18 protein-coding genes and 1 pseudogene are annotated in these 15,560 nt (G+C 70.1%); 12 read left to right on the plus strand and 7 right to left on the minus strand.

Translation table 11 applies throughout. The features are described from left to right. Positions 1–231: 231 nt before the first annotated feature. The 5 genes and pseudogenes from FHT36_RS12880 (at position 232) to FHT36_RS12900 (ending at position 4,341) form a co-directional block, all read left to right on the plus strand. On the plus strand, positions 232–1,092 hold the full coding sequence (locus FHT36_RS12880; RefSeq protein ID WP_169122898.1) for a branched-chain amino acid ABC transporter permease: 861 nt from the start codon (positions 232–234) through the stop codon (positions 1,090–1,092). Next, positions 1,089–2,075: a branched-chain amino acid ABC transporter permease gene (locus tag FHT36_RS12885; RefSeq protein ID WP_169122899.1), complete on the plus strand. Its 987-nt coding sequence runs from the start codon at positions 1,089–1,091 to the stop codon at positions 2,073–2,075. Before FHT36_RS12880 ends, FHT36_RS12885 begins: the two co-directional genes overlap by 4 nt. A 64-nt stretch (positions 2,076–2,139) precedes the next feature. Continuing rightward, positions 2,140–2,811: pseudogene (locus FHT36_RS12890) on the plus strand (ABC transporter ATP-binding protein); the annotation flags it as partial. After that, positions 2,804–3,520, plus strand: coding sequence for an ABC transporter ATP-binding protein (locus tag FHT36_RS12895; RefSeq protein WP_348644448.1), 717 nt, complete (start codon positions 2,804–2,806; stop codon positions 3,518–3,520). The pseudogene FHT36_RS12890 and the gene FHT36_RS12895, both read left to right, overlap by 8 nt. After that, positions 3,520–4,341 carry an alpha/beta fold hydrolase gene (locus FHT36_RS12900; protein WP_169122901.1) on the plus strand — a complete coding sequence of 274 codons (822 nt, stop codon included), beginning with the start codon at positions 3,520–3,522 and terminating at the stop codon, positions 4,339–4,341. The genes FHT36_RS12895 and FHT36_RS12900 overlap by 1 nt, the downstream gene beginning before the upstream one ends. Positions 4,342–4,362: 21 nt before the next feature. Here the strand turns inward: FHT36_RS12900 and FHT36_RS12905 are convergent, their stop codons facing one another. The 3 genes from FHT36_RS12905 to FHT36_RS12915 form a co-directional block, all read right to left on the minus strand. Then, positions 4,363–4,521: a hypothetical protein gene (locus tag FHT36_RS12905; protein WP_169122902.1), complete on the minus strand. Its 159-nt coding sequence runs from the start codon at positions 4,519–4,521 to the stop codon at positions 4,363–4,365. 108 nt (positions 4,522–4,629) lie between these two features. Further along, entirely contained in the window at positions 4,630–5,604 is a 975-nt protein-coding gene (locus tag FHT36_RS12910) for an aldo/keto reductase (RefSeq protein ID WP_169122903.1), read from the minus strand. 67 nt (positions 5,605–5,671) lie between these two features. Then, the gene (locus FHT36_RS12915; protein ID WP_169122904.1) at positions 5,672–6,373 is read right to left on the minus strand and encodes a TetR/AcrR family transcriptional regulator; all 702 of its coding nucleotides are present in this window, start codon (positions 6,371–6,373) and stop codon (positions 5,672–5,674) included. Positions 6,374–6,456: 83 nt separating this feature from the next. On the opposite strand from FHT36_RS12915, the gene FHT36_RS12920 reads away from it, so the two are divergent. Together FHT36_RS12920 and FHT36_RS12925 are read left to right on the plus strand one after the other, a co-directional pair. Next, complete coding sequence (locus FHT36_RS12920) at positions 6,457–7,278, plus strand: crotonase/enoyl-CoA hydratase family protein (protein WP_169122905.1); 822 nt, start codon at positions 6,457–6,459, stop codon at positions 7,276–7,278. Between the two features lie 3 nt (positions 7,279–7,281). Continuing rightward, a complete protein-coding gene (locus FHT36_RS12925; protein WP_169122906.1) occupies positions 7,282–7,701 on the plus strand; it encodes a DUF1330 domain-containing protein in 420 nt (139 codons plus the stop codon). 37 nt (positions 7,702–7,738) lie between these two features. Here FHT36_RS12925 and FHT36_RS12930 read toward each other — a convergent pair whose 3' ends face one another. Further along, positions 7,739–8,641 (minus strand): LysR substrate-binding domain-containing protein, encoded by a 903-nt coding sequence (locus tag FHT36_RS12930; protein WP_169122907.1) that lies wholly within the window; start codon positions 8,639–8,641, stop codon positions 7,739–7,741. A 112-nt stretch (positions 8,642–8,753) separates the two neighbouring features. Between FHT36_RS12930 and FHT36_RS12935 the strand changes: the two genes are divergently transcribed. Genes FHT36_RS12935 through FHT36_RS12945 form a run of 3 tightly spaced genes read left to right on the plus strand, consistent with a single transcriptional unit; the run spans position 8,754 to position 10,055 of the window. Further along, positions 8,754–9,227 (plus strand): cupin domain-containing protein, encoded by a 474-nt coding sequence (locus tag FHT36_RS12935; RefSeq protein ID WP_169122908.1) that lies wholly within the window; start codon positions 8,754–8,756, stop codon positions 9,225–9,227. Between the two features lie 7 nt (positions 9,228–9,234). Then, positions 9,235–9,642, plus strand: a complete 408-nt coding sequence (locus FHT36_RS12940; RefSeq protein WP_169122909.1) for a VOC family protein — start codon at positions 9,235–9,237, stop codon at positions 9,640–9,642. Continuing rightward, entirely contained in the window at positions 9,639–10,055 is a 417-nt protein-coding gene (locus tag FHT36_RS12945; RefSeq protein WP_210257734.1) for a nuclear transport factor 2 family protein, read from the plus strand. Before FHT36_RS12940 ends, FHT36_RS12945 begins: the two co-directional genes overlap by 4 nt. Here the strand turns inward: FHT36_RS12945 and FHT36_RS12950 are convergent. The 3 genes from FHT36_RS12950 to uppP all read right to left on the minus strand — a co-directional run bounded on the left by FHT36_RS12950 (position 10,019) and on the right by uppP (position 13,035). Beyond that, positions 10,019–11,263, minus strand: a complete 1,245-nt coding sequence (locus FHT36_RS12950; protein WP_229646927.1) for an MFS transporter — start codon at positions 11,261–11,263, stop codon at positions 10,019–10,021. The two genes, FHT36_RS12945 and FHT36_RS12950, sit on opposite strands and share 37 nt — an antisense overlap. 226 nt (positions 11,264–11,489) lie before the next feature. Further along, positions 11,490–12,092, minus strand: coding sequence for a cation transporter (locus tag FHT36_RS12955; protein ID WP_169122911.1), 603 nt, complete (start codon positions 12,090–12,092; stop codon positions 11,490–11,492). A 70-nt stretch (positions 12,093–12,162) separates the two neighbouring features. Then, positions 12,163–13,035, minus strand: a complete 873-nt coding sequence (gene uppP, locus FHT36_RS12960) for an undecaprenyl-diphosphatase UppP (RefSeq protein ID WP_169122912.1) — start codon at positions 13,033–13,035, stop codon at positions 12,163–12,165. Between the two features lie 443 nt (positions 13,036–13,478). Here uppP and hflK point away from each other — a divergent pair, with 443 nt between their 5' ends. Together hflK and hflC are read left to right on the plus strand one after the other, a co-directional pair. Beyond that, positions 13,479–14,597: an FtsH protease activity modulator HflK gene (gene hflK, locus FHT36_RS12965; protein ID WP_210257735.1), complete on the plus strand. Its 1,119-nt coding sequence runs from the start codon at positions 13,479–13,481 to the stop codon at positions 14,595–14,597. Next, on the plus strand, positions 14,594–15,526 hold the full coding sequence (gene hflC, locus FHT36_RS12970; protein WP_169122913.1) for a protease modulator HflC: 933 nt from the start codon (positions 14,594–14,596) through the stop codon (positions 15,524–15,526). The genes hflK and hflC overlap by 4 nt, the downstream gene beginning before the upstream one ends. The last annotated feature ends 34 nt before the right edge of the window (positions 15,527–15,560 follow it).

Genomic DNA, 15,560 nt, shown 5'->3' on the forward strand with positions numbered 1-15,560 from the left:
ACTTCCAAGAGGCGTCATGCCCCGGCTAGTCCGGAAGTCGGCTGTTGCCGACTTCCGTTCGTGAAGTGGGAACTCGGCAACAGCCGAGTTCCGGGGCATCCACTCCGCCGCACGCGCGGTGCATGAGTTGCTGTAGCCCGCCCCGCCACACTGTGGATCCCCCGGACAAGCCGGGGGATGACGGCCCATTAGCCATCCGCCTGGCCCCTCCTTCTTTTCCGAGGACCGATCATGACCTTCTGGGTCAGCCAAAGCCTCAACGCCCTCGCGCTCGGCGGACTCCTGTTCATGCTGGCATCGGGCTTCAGCCTGATCTTCGGGCTGATGCGGGTGGCGAACCTCGCCCATGGCGCGCTGTTCATGCTGGGCGCCTATCTCGGCCTTGCCGCGGTGAAGGCCGGGTTCGGCTTCTGGGCGGCGGCGGCAACGGCGGCGGTGGCCGTGGGGCTGCTCGGCGGCATCATCGAGCGCACGCTGCTGCGCCGCCTTGCCGGCCGCACCCTGCCGCAGGTTCTGCTGACGCTGGGCCTCGCCTTCATCATCGCCGACGCCTGCCTGATGACCTGGGGTGGCGACCCCATGCGCCTGCCTCCGCCGCCCGAACTCTCCGGCGCCGTGCGCATCGGCGATGCGGTATTCCCGCGCTACCGGCTGTTCGTCATCGGCGCCTCGGCGGCGGTGGCGCTGGGGCTCTGGCTGCTGGTGGAGCGCACCCGCGCCGGCGCCATGATCCGCGCCGCGGTGGACGACGTGGGCATGGCCCGCGCCATCGGCGTCTCCGCCTCCACCCTCTTCACCGCCGTGTTCTGCCTCGGCACGGCGCTCGCCGGCCTCGGCGGGGTCATCGGCGGCCCCATCCTCTCGGTCTATCCCAGCCTCGACCAGGACATGCTGCCGCTGGCCTTGCTGGTCGTGATCCTCGGCGGCGCCGGGAGCCTCGTCGGGGCGTTCGTCGGCGCCTACGCCATCGGCTTCATCTACACGTTCGGACAGGTGCTCGTGCCCGACCTTGCTTATGTGATCCTGTTCCTGCCCATGATCGCGGTGCTCTCCGTAGCGCCGCAGGGCCTGTTCGGCCGGAGGCTCGGATGAGCGCGCGCGTCCTCCCCTTCGCGGTGGCGCTGGCCGCCATGGCCATGGTGCCCCTGTTCTCCACCTCGCCCTTCTACGTGAACCTGACCAGCCAGGTGGCCATCGCCGCCATCGGCGCGCTGGGGCTGAACGTGCTGGTGGGCCATGCGGGGCTGAACTCGCTGGGCTTCGCGGTGTTTCCCGGGCTCACAGCCTATCTCGTGGCGTGGCTCTCCACCGTGGGCGGGATCGACCCGGTGGCGGCCGCCCTCTTCGCCCTCGGCGGGACGATGATGGTGTCCGCGCTGTTCGCCCTCGTCGCCCTGCGCACCACCGGCCTCGGCTTCGTGATGATCACCATGGCGCTCTGCCAGATCGTCTGGGGTGCGGCCTATCGCTGGACCTCGGTGACCGGCGGCGACAACGGCCTGTCCGGCGTGCCCCGCCCCGGCGGCGCGTGGCTGCCGCTGGAAAAGCCGGAATATTTCCTGTGGCTGTGCCTCGCCGTTCTGGCGCTGGCGCTCATCCAGCTCGGCCGCTTCTTCGACAGCCCGCTCGGCGTGGCGCTGCGTGGCACCCGCGACCAGCCGCGCCGCATGGGCGCGGTGGGTTATGACGTGTGGCGCATCCGCTTCGTGGCCTGGATGCTGGCCGCCGCCTGGGGCGCCGCCGCCGGCCTGCTCTATGCCTGGTACCACCAGTTCGTCAGCCCGCACATGATGGCGGTGACCGCCTCCGCCGAGGTGCTGCTGATGGTGGTGGCGGGCGGCGCCGGCACGCTCGCCGGCCCGCTCATCGGCGCGGCGCTGGTGGTGCTGCTCAAGAACCTCGCCTCCATCTGGATCGACCGCTGGGTGATGCTGCTCGGCTTCACCTTCGTCGTCATCGTCCTGCTGATGCCCGATGGCATCGTGCCCGGCTTCTCCCGCCTCACCGCCTGGCTGAAGCGGCTGCGCCCGACGCCTGCCCCCAAACTCGTGCCCCGGGAGCGCGCCGATGGCTGAGCCCGCCTTGCGCATCGATGGCCTGACCAAGCAGTTCGGCGGCCTGCCGGCCGTCGCGGACGTCAGCCTCGACATCATGCCCGGCGAGCGGCACCTGCTGCTCGGCCCCAACGGCGCGGGCAAGACCACGCTGTTCAACCTGATCTGCGGCGACCTCACGCCCACCGGCGGCTCCATCCGGCTGTTCGGATCGGAACTCGTCGGCCTGCCGCCGCGCAAGCGCACCGGCCATGGCCTCGCCCGCACCTACCAGATCCTCACGCTCTTCCCGCACGAGACCCTCTGCCGGAACGTGATGCTGGCCCTGAACGGCCTGCGCCGCGACAAGTGGCGCGCGTGGGCGCCGTTCGGCGCGGATGCGGCGCTGAGGTCCGAGGCGCTCGCCATCCTCGACCGGGTGAAGCTCGCCGACCTCGCGGACCGGCCGGTGTCCCAGACCGCCTATGGCGATCGCCGTCGGCTGGAAATCGCCATGGCGCTGGCCCTCGCCCCGCGCGTGCTGCTGCTGGACGAGCCGCTCGCCGGCCTCTCCCGCGACGAACGGGTGATGGTGCAGGAACTGCTCGCCAATCTGCCCGAGGAGATGACGGTGGTGCTCATCGAGCACGACATGGATGTCGCCCTCGCCTTCGCCGAGCGCATCACTTTGCTCCACCACGGCCGGGTGGTGACCACCGGATCGCGCGCCGACATCGCCGCAGATCCCCGCACACGGGAGGTGTATCTCGGTGCCTGAAGCCCTGACCCTGTCCAACCTCCACGTCTATCACGGCGAGATCTGCGCCGTGCGCGGACTGGACATCACCTGCGCCGAGGGCGCGGTGACCGCTTTGCTCGGCCGCAACGGCGCGGGCAAGTCCACGACGCTCTCCGCCATCGCCGGCCTCAACGACGCCCGGCAGGGGCGCATCGATTTGTTCGGCACCGCGCTGGAGGGCCGCAAGCCCGAAGCCATCTGCAGGCTCGGCGTGGGGCTGGTGCCGCAGGGGCGGCGCATCTTTCCCTCCCTCACCGTGCAGGAACATCTCGCCATCGCCTACCGGCCACCGCGCCACAAGGCGGAACGGGTGTTCGACATCGCCGCGGTGGAGACGCTGTTTCCCCGTCTGAAGGAACGGCGCCGGCAGCTCGCCGGCTCCATGTCCGGCGGCGAGCAGCAGATGCTGGCCATCGCCCGCGCGCTGGTCACCAATCCGCGCGTGCTGCTGCTGGACGAGCCGGCGGAAGGGCTCGCGCCGCAGATCGTCGCCGAGGTGGCGGAATCCATCGCCGCGCTGAAGGCAGCCGGTCTCTCCATCCTCCTCGTGGAACACAATCTGCCGCTGGCGCTGCGGCTCGCCGACACCTGTGTCGTCCTGTCCTCGGGGGAGGTGGTCTGGCGCGGACCGCCTCAGGTCCTCGCCGACGATCCCGCCCTCATGGCCCAACATCTGGGAGTGCACTGATGCTCACCGCCAACACCCGCGCCGCCGGCCTCTCCGCGCACATCACCGGCACCGGTCCCAGCATCGTGTTCCTGCATTCCCTGCTGTCCGATCGCGGCAGCCTCGAGCCCATGGTGCCGCTGCTATCCGACAGCTTCCGGCTGGTGCTGCTCGATCTGCCGGGCTTCGGCGGCTCGCCGCGCGTCGAGGGGGGACTGGACGGTCAGGCGGATGCGGTGGCGGCGGCGGTGGCGGAGGCCTGCCCGGGCGAGACGCCGATCCTGTTCGGCAACGGCTACGGCTCGTTCCTCGCCCTCGCCACGGCCCTGCGCCATCCGCAGCTGTCGAGCGGCCTGTTCCTGGCCGGATGCGGCGCCGGCTTCACCGAGGAAGGGCGCGGCGCCTTCCGCTTCATGGCCGCGAAGGCCGGCGAAGAGGGGCTGGAATCCATTGCCCAGACCGCCATGCTGCGCCTGTTTCCGGCCGCCATGGCGGCGCGGGTGCCGCAGACACTGGCGGAGCGGCGCGCCGCCTTCGTCGCCACCGATCCGGATGTCTTCCGCGAAGCTTGCGGGATTCTCGCGACGCTCGATCTGAAGGAGGCCGCCCGGCGGCTCGCCGTGCCGGTGTTCGCCTGCGCCGGCGCGCTGGATGCGGCGACGCCGCCGGTGATGGCGCAGGAACTCGCCGATCTCGTGCCCAACGGCACCTTCCACGAAATCCCCGATTGCGCGCATGTGCCGACCCTTCAGGCGCCGGCAGAGGTGGCGGTGCTGCTTACGGGGTTCGCCCGCACGCTCGATGCCTCTTCTGCGCCGCTCGCCGCCTCGCGGGCGGGTTGAAGGCCTCGCCGGAGCGGGGAGTCAGGCCACGCCGGGGACGTCGAGGGCGAGAGCCATCAGCGTGCCGCCGAGCGCCAACAGGAAGTTCAAGCCGCCGCTGCCGCCGAACATCAAGGTGAGGCAGACGCTCATGAGCGCGGCGACGGCGGTGAGGAGAATTCCGAAGGCGATGCCCTTCATGGGTCTTGTCCAGAAACACGGTGCTGACGGGCCAAGATGCCCGCCACGCTGTGATGCTCCTGACGCCCGGCGGAATTTCGACGGGAAAGCGGCGGCTTTGCTGCGAACCTAGTCAGTAAAACCGGCGACGCCGTGCGGCACGTAGGGTGCTTCCAGCGCAGCGATCTCGTCCGCCGTCAGGGTCAGCGAGAGGGCGGCCACGGCATCGGTGAGATGGCCGGGCTTGGATGCGCCGATGATGGGCGCGGTGACGCCCTTCTTCTGCAGCAGCCAGGCGAGGGCCACCTGCGCGCGCGGCACGCCCCTGTTGGCGGCGATGGCGCCCACCGCGTCCACCACCTCGCGATCGCCGGCCACATAGAGCGTCTTGCCGAATTCGTCGCTCTCCAGCCGGTAGGTCGCCTCGTCCCACGCCCGCGCCAGCCGGCCGCGCGCCAGCGGGCTCCACGGGATCACCGCCACACCCTCCTCGATGCAAAGGGGCAGCATCTCGCGCTCCTCCTCGCGATAGAGGAGGTTGAGGTGATTCTGCATGCTCACGAAGCGGGTCCAACCATTGAGGCGGGAGATGTAGATCGCCTTGGCGAAGCGCCAAGCCGGCATGGAGGAGGCGCCGATGTAGCGCGCCTTGCCCGCCTTCACCACGTCGTGAAGCGCTTCCAGCGTCTCCTCGATGGGGGTCGCGTGGTCGAAGCGATGGATCTGATAGAGGTCCACATAGTCCGTGCCGAGGCGGCGCAGGCTGGCGTCGATCTCGGCCATGATGGCCTTGCGCGAGAGGCCGGCGCCGTTGGGGCCGGGGCGCATGCGGTTGAACACCTTGGTGGCGAGCACCACTTCCTCGCGCCGCACGAAATCCTTCAGCGCGCGGCCGACGATCTCTTCCGACGTGCCGTCCGAATAGACGTTGGCGGTGTCGAGGAAATTGATGCCGAGATCGAGGGCCTGGCGGATGAGCGGGCGGCTCTCCTCCTCCTTGAGGGTCCAGGCGTGGGAGCCACGGTTCGGCTCGCCGAACGTCATGCATCCCAGGCACAGTTTCGAGACTTCGAGGCCCGTCGCGCCGAATTTCACGTAGTCCACTGCCTGTCTCCCGCGATAGAGGCGCCCACCATGGCCGCCGGGCGCGGACTTGCAAGCACTCAATGTATCACGATACCGCGCTCGCACGCTCCTGCCGGGGATGGGCGCGCACTAGCGCACGCGCGGCGGCGCCCGCCTCCTCGAACCAGCTCGCATCCCGATGCACCAGCGAGGCGGAGAAGGCGCCGTCGAGCAGCAGCAGGATCTGCCGCGCCAGAGCGGCGGGGGTGGCAAGGCCCGCGCCTTCGAGTTCGCCCGCCAGCCACGTGGCGAACGCCGCCTTGTGGCGCGCGCCGATCTTCACCGCCGGATGTCCCGGGAGCGCTGCGAGTTCCGCCGTGGTGCGCAGGAAGCCGCAGCCCTTCCATTTGGGATGCCGCGCGCTCTTGGCGAGGGCCGTGAAGATGGCCGCGACCTTCTCGTCCACCCCGCCCTCGGCGGCGGCGAACCACCCGGCCATCTGCGTCAGGTTGGGCTGGTCGCGGGCATCGAGATAGGCGGCGACGAGGTCGTCCTTGCTGTCGAAATGATAATAGAGCGTGCGCTTGGTGACGCCCGCGTTCTCGGCCACCGCATCCATGCTCACGCGGCCGATCCCCTCCCCATAGAACAGCTTGGAGGCGGCCTGGACGATGTTCGCCCGCGTGTCCTTGGCGCGGATGTCCTGGGCGCGTCCGTCCTGGGCGCGCCTGTCTTGGGAGCGGGCATCGTGGGCGCGCTTTTCCTGGGCGCGCTTGTCTTGAACGCGGGCATTCGGGGGCTTCTGCATGGCCGCAAGGTATACCGTACAGTGAGTATACTCAACCGGCCGCTGCGGGCATGGTCGGCGCCTCGCTGAACGAGGAGCCATCCATGAACGCGAACGAGACGGCGCTTGTGCTGAAGACGGTCGACGGCGCCATCGCCACCCTCACCCTCAACCGCCCGGAAAAGCTCAACGCCCTGAGCTACGAGACCATCGAGACGCTGCTGCGCCACCTCGACGCCATCGAGGGCGACGACGGCATCCGCGGCGTCATCCTCACGGGCACCGGCCGCGCCTTCTCGGCGGGCGGCGACATTCCCGAATTCTCCCGCTCGGTGGCTGAGAGCCCCGAGGCGGCGCTCCGGGATTTCGTGGCGCGCGGCCAAAGGCTGACGGCGCGGGTGGAGGCGTTCCGCAAGCCGCTCGTGGTCGCCGTCAACGGCCTCGCCTATGGCGGCGGGTGCGAGGTGACCGAGGCGGCGCCGCTCGCCATCGCCAGCGACCGCGCGGTGTTCGCCAAGCCAGAGATCTTGCTCGGCATGCCGCCCACCTTCGGCGGCACCCAGCGCCTGCCGCGCCTCGCCGGCCGCAAGCGGGCCATGGAGCTGCTGCTCACCGGCGAGACCTTCACGCCTGAGCGCGCGCTGGAGCTGGGGCTGGTGAATGCCGTGGTGCCCCACGACGAACTGCTGCCGCGCGCCCGCGACCTCTTGGAGCGCATCCTCGTCCACTCCCCGCTCGCCGTCTCGACCATCCTCACGGCGGTGACGCGCGGCATCAATCTGCCCATCGCCGAGGGCCTGCTGGTGGAGGCCGAGCAGTTCGCCCGCATGGCCCCCACCGCCGATCTGCGCGAGGGGCTCGACGCCTGGATCGCCCGCCGCGCGCCGGCCTATCCCGGCCTGTGGACGGCGGTGGCAGAGGGCTGAGCCATGGAGGGACACACCAGCTTCACCCGCGAGACGTTCGCCGCCTTCGCCGCCAACGACCGCCCCGGCCCGGTGCACCTGCTGAACCTCATCCGCCTGCGCCATGAAGTGGCCTATGCGGACGGGCGCATCACCACCGGCGCGGAGGCCTATGAGGCCTACAGCCGCCTCAGCGCGCCGGTGCTGGCGGAGATCGGCGGGCGCATCGTGTGGCGCGGGGCGTTCGAGCTGTCCCTCGTCGGGCCGCCGGAGACCCGTTGGGACATCGCCTTCATCGCCGAATATCCGAGCCCCGGTGCCTTCGTGCAGATGCTGCGCGATCCGCGCTATCGCGAGGCCATGGCGCACCGGCAGGCGGGCGTCGCCGACAGCCGGCTCGTGCGCTTCGATCCCCTGCTAGCCGGCACCGGCTTTGCCGGGTGACGGGCGGCGCGGCATCGCCCGGTGCCGCGCCGCTCCCTCAGTCCGAAGCGCCCGGCGGCCACCCGGCCTGCGGAGGCGCTTGGCCCTCCTCTTCCAGCCAGCGCACGAGGGCCTCCACATTGCGCGGATTGCGCGGCGCCCGGCTGCGGACGAAGTGGAAGCCGGTGTCCAGCCCGATCACCGGCCCCAGCACCCGCAGGCGGCCGGCGGCGAGGTGCGTGTCCAGATAACGCGCGTCGGTGAGCACGACGCCGGCGCCGGCCAGCGCCGCCTCCAGCGCCTGCGCCCGGTTTTCCACCACCATGCCGCCGGCCGGCGCTTCGCCCTTCTGCCCCGCCTGCTGCCACCAAAGCGGCCAGTCGCGGAAGCGGGCACGGGCGCGGATCACTGGCCAGCCGGAGGGCCGGCCCAGCGCCAGACCCGGCGCGGCGGCGGGCACCAGCGTCTCGCGAAACAGCAGCCGCGCCTCTGTGCCGGGCCAGTCCCCCATGCCGTTGCGGATGGCGCAGTCCACATCCTCTCCGTCGAGGTCCACCACGCGCTGCGTGGTCAGAACCGCGATCTCCATGTCCGGATGGGCGCGCTGGAAGCGCGGCAGGCGGGGCAGCAGCCAGTTGGCGGCCAGCGTGTTCACGGTGGAGAGCCGGATCTGCCGCAGCCGCCGCTGCAACGGCGCCACCGCCGCCTCGATCCTGCCGATGGCATCGCCCATGGCGGCGAGGAGCGCGGTGCCTTCGTCGGTCAGCATGGAGACGCGGCCGGAGCGGGTGACGAGCCGCGCGCCCAGCTCCGCCTCCAGATCCGCGATGCGGTGGGACAGAGCGGAGCGCGAGATGCCCAGCGCCTCGGCGGCCGCCCCCTGCCTTTTGTGCCGCGCCAGCGCATCAAGGGCCGCGAGGCCCCGCAGGGAGGGCAGGTTGGACGACCTGCTGGATGCCATGGACGCTTCCCCGCACGAACCGGACAGGTGAGAATTTCTCACCCATTTGAGACCAAACATCCGCTAGCTTCCAGCAGGATCTTGATGAGGACGTCTCCATGAAGAGTGTGCCATGACCGGCCCCGCCCGCACGCCGCTTGCCGCCGAGGACGTGCCGCCCCGGCGCAAGCCTTCCAACTATCCCGCCCCATTCGCCGCGCGCATGGCGGGCCGGGAGAAGCGGCAGCTCGGCGATGCGTTCGGCCTCTCCCGCTTCGGCGTGAACCTCACGACGCTGGCGCCGGGCGCCCAGTCCGCGCTGCTGCACCGGCACTCGAGGCAGGAGGAGTTCGTCTATATCCTCGCCGGCACGCCCACGTTGCGCACGGACGAGGGCGAGTTCCTGCTCGCCCCCGGCATGTGCGTCGGCTTTCCCGCTGAAGGCCTCGCCCATCATCTCGTCAACCGCAGCGAGGAGGAGGTCCGCTATCTGGAAATCGGCGACCGCGACCCTCAGGATGCGGGCGAATATCCCGAGGACGATCTCGTGGCGCATTTCTCCGCCACGGGCTGGTCCTTCACCCGCAAGGACGGAACCCCATGGTGAGGCCCGCATGATTTCCCACGTGAATGTCGGCACCAACGACATCGTTGCCGCGCAGGCCTTCTACGATCCGCTGATGGTGCGCCTCGGCTGGCGCCTGCGCTTCTTCGATGCGCCCGCAGGGCAGGCGGGATGGCAGCCGGCGACGGGCAGGTTTCCCCTGTTCCTGCTGCGCCTTCCCTTTGACGGCGGCCCGGCCGTTCCCGGCAACGGCGCCATGGTCGCCCTGCTCGCGCCGGACCGGGCGAGCGTGGACGACATCCACCGCATGGCGCTGGCCGCCGGCGGCACGGACGAAGGCGGCCCGGGCCTGCGGCCCCATTATCACCCCAACTATTACGGCGCCTATTTCCGCGATCTCGACCGCAACAAGATCTGCGTCTGCTGCCACGAGCCGGAAGAGACGGCGGCGCCATGACTCATTCCGAGGGCACAGACGTGACGCTCACGCGCGAGCAGATGCTCCGCCATGCCGAAGCCTGGATCGCCGCCTGGAACCGGCGCGACGTGGAGGCGGTCCTGTCCGCCTTCGCCGACAATGCGCGGTTCCGCAGCCCCTTCGCCCTGCAGGTGACGGGGCGCGCCGCGCTGGAGGGCCGCCCGGCCATCGAGGCCTATTGGCGGCAGGCGCTGGCGCGGATCGAGCGGCTGGAGTTCCGCCTCCTCGCCGCCATCTGCGACGAGCCGGGCCAGCGCATGGTGGTGCATTACGAGGCGACGCTGGGCGACACCACCCGCCGCGCGTGCGAGATCTTCGTCTTTCGCGGCGGGCTGAAGATCGAGGCCGAAGCGCTCTATGGCGACACGGCCGCGCTGCCGGCGGGAGGCTGAGCGGGCGCCTCGGCGGCCGCCGCGCCGGTCTCCGGCATGGCGAAGAGATAGAGCAGGAAGCCCGCCGCCGCGATGGCGGAGAGGGTGAGGAAGGCGGCGCTGTAGCCGGCCGCCACGATGGTCACGCCGGCGATGGACGCCGAGAAGGCCGCCCCCAGCCCCTGCGCCGTCGCCACCGCGCCCTGGCTGACATTGAACCGCCCGGTGCCGCGCGTGAGATCGGCCACCACCACCGGGAAGAGCGCGCCGAAGATGCCGGCGCCCACGCCGTCGAGGCATTGCACGGCGAACAGCCAGAACGGATCGTTGGAGAGGGTGTAGAGCGCGCCGCGCAGCGCCAGCACCGCGAAGGCCACGAGGAAGATGGGCTTTCGGCCCCACGCATCCGCCTTCGCGCCGACCATGATCGCCATGGGCACCATCACGCACTGCGCCGCCACGATGCACAAGGCGATCAGTGAGGTCGCCTGCTCCTTGCCCACCACATAGGTCAGCAACTGCCCGGTGGTGGGCAGCATGGCGGCGTTGGAGAGGTGGAAGAGGAAGCAGGTGAGCGCGAAGATCAGCAGCGGCCGGCTCGACAGGAGCGTCTTCAGGCCCGAGGGATGCTCATGGTGGGCGGCATCATGGGCGAGGCCGCGCGCCAGCGTGTCGTCGATCTCGCGACGCGGCACCACCAGCATGGCGCCGATGCTGAGCGCGGCCAGCACCGCCATGAGCCAGAACACCACGATGGGCCCGAACAGCACCGCCGTGCCGGCGGCGATGGCGGCGGAGACCGCATTGCCGAGATGGTTGAACGCCTCGTTTCGCCCGATGCGCCGCGCGAACGCCTTCGGCCCCACGAGGCCGAGGGTGATGCCGGAGAGCGCCGGCGGGAAGATCGCCCCCGCCATCGCCGCCAGCGATTGGCTTCCCGCCACCAGATAGAAATTGGACAGGAAGGGCAGCGAGAGGCAGGCGACTGTCACGGCCAGCGCGCCAGCGATGACGATGGCCGGCTTGTTGCGGCTGCTGTCGATGAGCGCGCCGGCCGGGGTCTGGGCGAGGAGGCCGGTGAGGCCGGCAATGGTCATCACGAAGCCGACGGTGGCTTCCGTCCAGCCCTGCTCCGGCCCGCGCACGGCGAGCAGATAGATGGCGAGATAGGGCCCAAGCCCGTCGCGCACATCCGCCAGGAAGAAATTGAGCGCATCCAGCCCCAGCATCGCGCGGCGCGACGGCCCCTGTGCCGGCACATCCGCCGCAACGCCGCCCTGCCCCACCCCCTGAACCTCACCCGCGACCATCGGCAGCCCCCCGAATTCGTCGTTCCCCAACGCGGAAAAAGCGGCCGAAGCAACCCGCCATCACGGCGGGAAGCAGCGGCAGCGTGACAACGCCGCGGGCCACTGTCCAGATCCCGCCCCTGCTCAAGATTGCGATGCCCGCCCCTCACGGCTCGGCGCGGTGCTCCTCGCGGGCGGCTTCCCAGACTTCGCGGGCGGCATCGAGGTTCAAGGCGGCGATGGCGAGGCCGACGATGAGGTCGGGCCAGGCCGAGCGCCACAGGAAGGCGGTGACGGCGCCCGCCGCGATGATCGCCACGTTGGCGAAGGCGTCGTTGCGGGCGGAGAGGAAGGCGGCCTTTGTCAGGCTGCCGCGATGGTCCCGGTAGCGGGCGAGGAGGAAGGCGCAGGTGAGGTTCACCACCAGCGCGCCGAGGCCGGTGAGCGACAGAGCGAGGGGCTGCGGCGCCACGGGATCGAGGAACTTGTCCCAGGCGGTCCAGAGCGTGGCGAGGCCGGGAATGAGCAGGATCAGCGCCAGCGCCATGCCCACCTTCGCCCGCGCCCGCGCCGACCAGGCGAGGGCGACGAAGATCAAGAGGTTGACGCTGGCGTCTTCCAGGAAATCCACGCTGTCCGCGAACAGCGAGACCGAGCCGATGGCCAGCGCCACCGCGAACTCCACGCCGAAATAAGCGAGGTTCGCCAGCGCCACCACCAGCACGGTCCGGCGCAGCCCGGCATGGGCCGCAACATCAACGCCCGTCATCGCGCCCCTCGGTCATCATGCCCTGCGGTCGTGCCGCAGGGTTACCCGAGGCGTGAGCCGTGTCGAGCGCTCAGGAGAGCACGCCCCGCCACACCGCGACCAGCAGGAACACGCCCATGCCGATGCGGTAGAACACGAAGGGCCAGGAGGAGAGGCGCTCCATCACCCGCATCAGCGTCCAAATGGCGACGAAGGCGGAGAGCGAGGCGGCGACGAGGCCGACGCCGAGCACTTCCCAGCCCTGCATGTCGAGGCCGGCATGGTGCAGCTCCAGCAGTTCCTTCACGCCCGCCGCGAAGATGGCCGGCAGGCCGAGCAGGAAGGAGAAGCGGGCGGCATCCTCGCGGCGCAGGCCGAGGAACATGGCCGCCGTCAGCGTCGAGCCCGAGCGCGACACGCCGGGGATCAGCGCGCCGACCTGGGCGAGGCCCACCACCAGAGCGTCCGGCAGCTTGATCTGCGCGAAGGTGCGGGTGTGGCGGCTGGTCATTTCCGCGATGCCCAGCAGCAGGCCCATGACGAGGCTCGCCGCGCCGATGACCCACAAGTCGCGGAAGGACGAGCCGCAGGCGTTCAGCTTGCTCTTCAAGAGCACGCCGGCAATGACGATGGGGATGGTGCCGAGGATGATGCCCAGCACGGTCTTCGGCGCATGGGCGCTGAAATCGCCGGCGCGCACCGCCGAGATGGAGCCGCAGGCGAGCGCGCGCAGATCGCTCCAGAAATAGGTGACCACCGCGAACAGAGCGGCGAGCTGCATGGCCGCCGAGAAGGCGGAGCCGGGATCGGGCCAGCCGAGCAGCGCCGGCACGAGACGCATGTGCGCCGTGGAGGAGATGGGCAGAAGCTCGGTGATGCCCTGGACGACGCCGAGGACGGCGACCTTGCCGGTGCCGAGGGCAACGAACCCGGTGTCCACCCCGCTGGTGCAGACGCTGGCCATGGTGTCGAATTCCGCTTGCTGTGAGGACGGCGTGACGCCTGCGGAACGATGCACGCGGACGCGCGCGACGACAGGCGCCCCTTGCTATCTGCTTCGCCCGCGCGACGAAACCGGGCGAGGTGCGCGTTGTCACCGCAGTGCCGCTGCGGAAGACTTGCGCACCGGCGGTTGCCGGCTGCTCTCGCCGCGCCACCTCGCGGAACGGAAGCCGTGCGCCCCACCGCCCGCGACGCCCGCCGCACCTGAAACAAGTCATTGTAAGGAAAAGAAAATATATGCCCGCGCCGGCCCATCCCAGCAGCCGCGAGATGCCGCACCCGCGCGAGACGGAAGCAATTGCGAATGCAGATTGAAATCTTCTATGGTCCGTCGCCATCCATTGGGCCTGCACCGCCCATTACTTTAGGTAATATCAAAAATTACCTGACCTGAGGTCAGCCTGAATGGCGAATATTGAAGCCGCGCCGCCCACCCAAGAGACGCCCACCCAAGAGACGCCCACCGAGGACACACCCCCGCCGTCCGCGCGCGTTCCGGAACCGGTTCAGCAGCAGCCGTTCGAGGGGCTGGCGCGGGAGCAGGTGTCGGAGATGCTGCGGCTGCCCCATTTCGGGCGGCGCGGCGCGCTGGTGGCGGTGGGGCTGGTCGCGGTGCTCTGGGCGGCGAGCGGTTTCTACCGGGTGCAGCCGGACGAGCAGGGCATCGTGCTGCGCTTCGGCAGGTGGGTGGCGACGGAGCCCTCGGGCGTGCACTACCACTGGCCCTATCCCGTCGAGACCATCCTCCTGCCCAAGACCACGCAGATCAACCAGATGGTCCTCGGCTCCCGCGACGGACGGCGCGAGCGCAGCCAGATGCTGACCGGCGACGAGAACATCGTCGAGGTGGACTGCGTGGTGTTCTGGCGCATCCGCGATGCCGGCCAGTTCCTGTTCAACGTTGCCGACGCGGAAGGCACGCTGCGCGTCACCGCCGAGAGCGCCCTGCGCGAAGTCATCGGCCAGAACCCCATTCAGGCGGCCCTCTCCGACAAGCGCCAGCAGATCGCCCAGCAAACCGAAATCGTGCTCCAGCGCCTGCTCGACAAGTATCAGGCCGGCATTGTCATCACTCAGGTGCAGTTACTGCGCATCGATCCGCCCGCGGCCGTCATCGACGCCTTCAACGACGTGCAGCGCGCGCGGGCCGATCAGGAGCGGGCGCGCAACGAGGCCGAGGCCTACCGCAACGACATCCTGCCCCGCGCCCGCGGCGAGGCCGAGCGCATCGTGCAGGAGGCGCAGGCCTATGGCGAGCAGGCGGTGGACCTCGCCAAGGGCGAGGCGCAGAGCTTCCTCGCCGTCGAGGCCGCCTATGAGCGGCACAAGGACGTAACCCTGCGCCGCCTCTATCTGGAAGGCGTGGACGAGGTGCTGAAGCATTCCGGGCGGGTCATCGTGGACCTCTCCGCCCACGGCAGCAGCATCGTGCCCTACCTGCCGCTCACCGAGGCGGAGAAGCGCGCCGTCCCCCTCCCCGCCCCGCCCGTCGCGGATCAGGCCAGCGCGGGAGGCGCCAAGTGAAGCGCGCCGGTTTCATCGCGCTCGCGGCGGGCATCCTCCTCGTCGCCTTCGCCTCCTCCTTCGCCTTCACCGTGCAGCAGACCCAGCGCGCGCTGGTGGTGCGGCTCGGCATGCCCATCGCGGTGCATGACCAGCCGGGGCTCTATTTCAAGGCACCGCTCATCGACACGGTGATCTATTTCGAACGCCGCCTGATCTCGCTGGAGCCCCCCGCCGAGCAGATCATCCTGGGCGACCAGAAGCGCATCGAGGCGAGCACCTACACGCGCTTCCGCATCAACGATCCGCTCGCCTTCTACCAGGCGGTGGGCGGCATCGAGCAGGGCCAGTCGCGGATCGCGCAGATCGTCAATTCGGCGGTGCGGCGCGAGCTGGGACAGGCCAAGCTCGTGGATCTCCTCTCTACCGAGCGCGACCGCATCATCGACAAGATCCGCAACGAGGTCATCGAGCGCAGCCGGTCCCTCGGCGTGGACGTGGTGGACGTGCGCCTGCTGCGCGCCGACCTGCCGGCCGAGACCAGCCAGGCCATCTACGACCGCATGAAGTCCGAGCGCCAGCGCGAGGCCAAGGAGCTGCGCGCCCAGGGCTTCGAATGGGCACAGGAGATCCAGGCCCGCGCCGACCGCCAGCGCACCGTCATCCTCGCGGAAGCGCAGCAGAAGTCCAAGATCACGCGCGGCGAGGCAGACGCCAAGGCCTCGCAGATCCTCGGCGAGGCCTACGACCACAGCCCCGCTTTCTACACCTTCCTGCGCACCCAGCAGACCTACCGGCAGACGCTGGCGGGCGCCTCGCCCATGCTGCTGCTGTCGCCCGACGCCGACTTCCTCGGCGCCCTGACGCGCGGGCCGACCCTCGCCGATGGTGCGGGCGCCGCCACCGCGCCTGCCCCCGGCCAGCCCGCGAAGAACCCGGCTAAGCCCTGACCGGCCGCACCCCGACGCATTTGAGAAGGACACC

This window comes from Xanthobacter sp. SG618 (genome assembly GCF_012932745.1).
Classification (GTDB): Bacteria; Pseudomonadota; Alphaproteobacteria; order Rhizobiales; family Xanthobacteraceae; genus Xanthobacter; species Xanthobacter flavus.

Coding starts and splice junctions, on each gene's coding strand:
- FHT36_RS12945 (WP_210257734.1), top strand. CDS start 9,639: ATGACTCATTCCGAGGGCACAGACGTGACGCTCACGCGCGAGCAGATG.
- FHT36_RS12950 (WP_229646927.1), bottom strand. CDS start 11,263: ATGCTGGGGCTGGATGCGCTCAATTTCTTCCTGGCGGATGTGCGCGAC.
- FHT36_RS12930 (WP_169122907.1), bottom strand. CDS start 8,641: ATGGCATCCAGCAGGTCGTCCAACCTGCCCTCCCTGCGGGGCCTCGCG.
- FHT36_RS12940 (WP_169122909.1), top strand. CDS start 9,235: ATGATTTCCCACGTGAATGTCGGCACCAACGACATCGTTGCCGCGCAG.
- hflK (WP_210257735.1), top strand. CDS start 13,479: ATGGCGAATATTGAAGCCGCGCCGCCCACCCAAGAGACGCCCACCCAA.
- FHT36_RS12885 (WP_169122899.1), top strand. CDS start 1,089: ATGAGCGCGCGCGTCCTCCCCTTCGCGGTGGCGCTGGCCGCCATGGCC.
- FHT36_RS12955 (WP_169122911.1), bottom strand. CDS start 12,092: ATGACGGGCGTTGATGTTGCGGCCCATGCCGGGCTGCGCCGGACCGTG.
- FHT36_RS12905 (WP_169122902.1), bottom strand. CDS start 4,521: ATGAAGGGCATCGCCTTCGGAATTCTCCTCACCGCCGTCGCCGCGCTC.
- FHT36_RS12880 (WP_169122898.1), top strand. CDS start 232: ATGACCTTCTGGGTCAGCCAAAGCCTCAACGCCCTCGCGCTCGGCGGA.
- FHT36_RS12925 (WP_169122906.1), top strand. CDS start 7,282: ATGGAGGGACACACCAGCTTCACCCGCGAGACGTTCGCCGCCTTCGCC.
- FHT36_RS12915 (WP_169122904.1), bottom strand. CDS start 6,373: ATGCAGAAGCCCCCGAATGCCCGCGTTCAAGACAAGCGCGCCCAGGAA.
- FHT36_RS12935 (WP_169122908.1), top strand. CDS start 8,754: ATGACCGGCCCCGCCCGCACGCCGCTTGCCGCCGAGGACGTGCCGCCC.
- FHT36_RS12900 (WP_169122901.1), top strand. CDS start 3,520: ATGCTCACCGCCAACACCCGCGCCGCCGGCCTCTCCGCGCACATCACC.
- FHT36_RS12920 (WP_169122905.1), top strand. CDS start 6,457: ATGAACGCGAACGAGACGGCGCTTGTGCTGAAGACGGTCGACGGCGCC.
- uppP (WP_169122912.1), bottom strand. CDS start 13,035: ATGGCCAGCGTCTGCACCAGCGGGGTGGACACCGGGTTCGTTGCCCTC.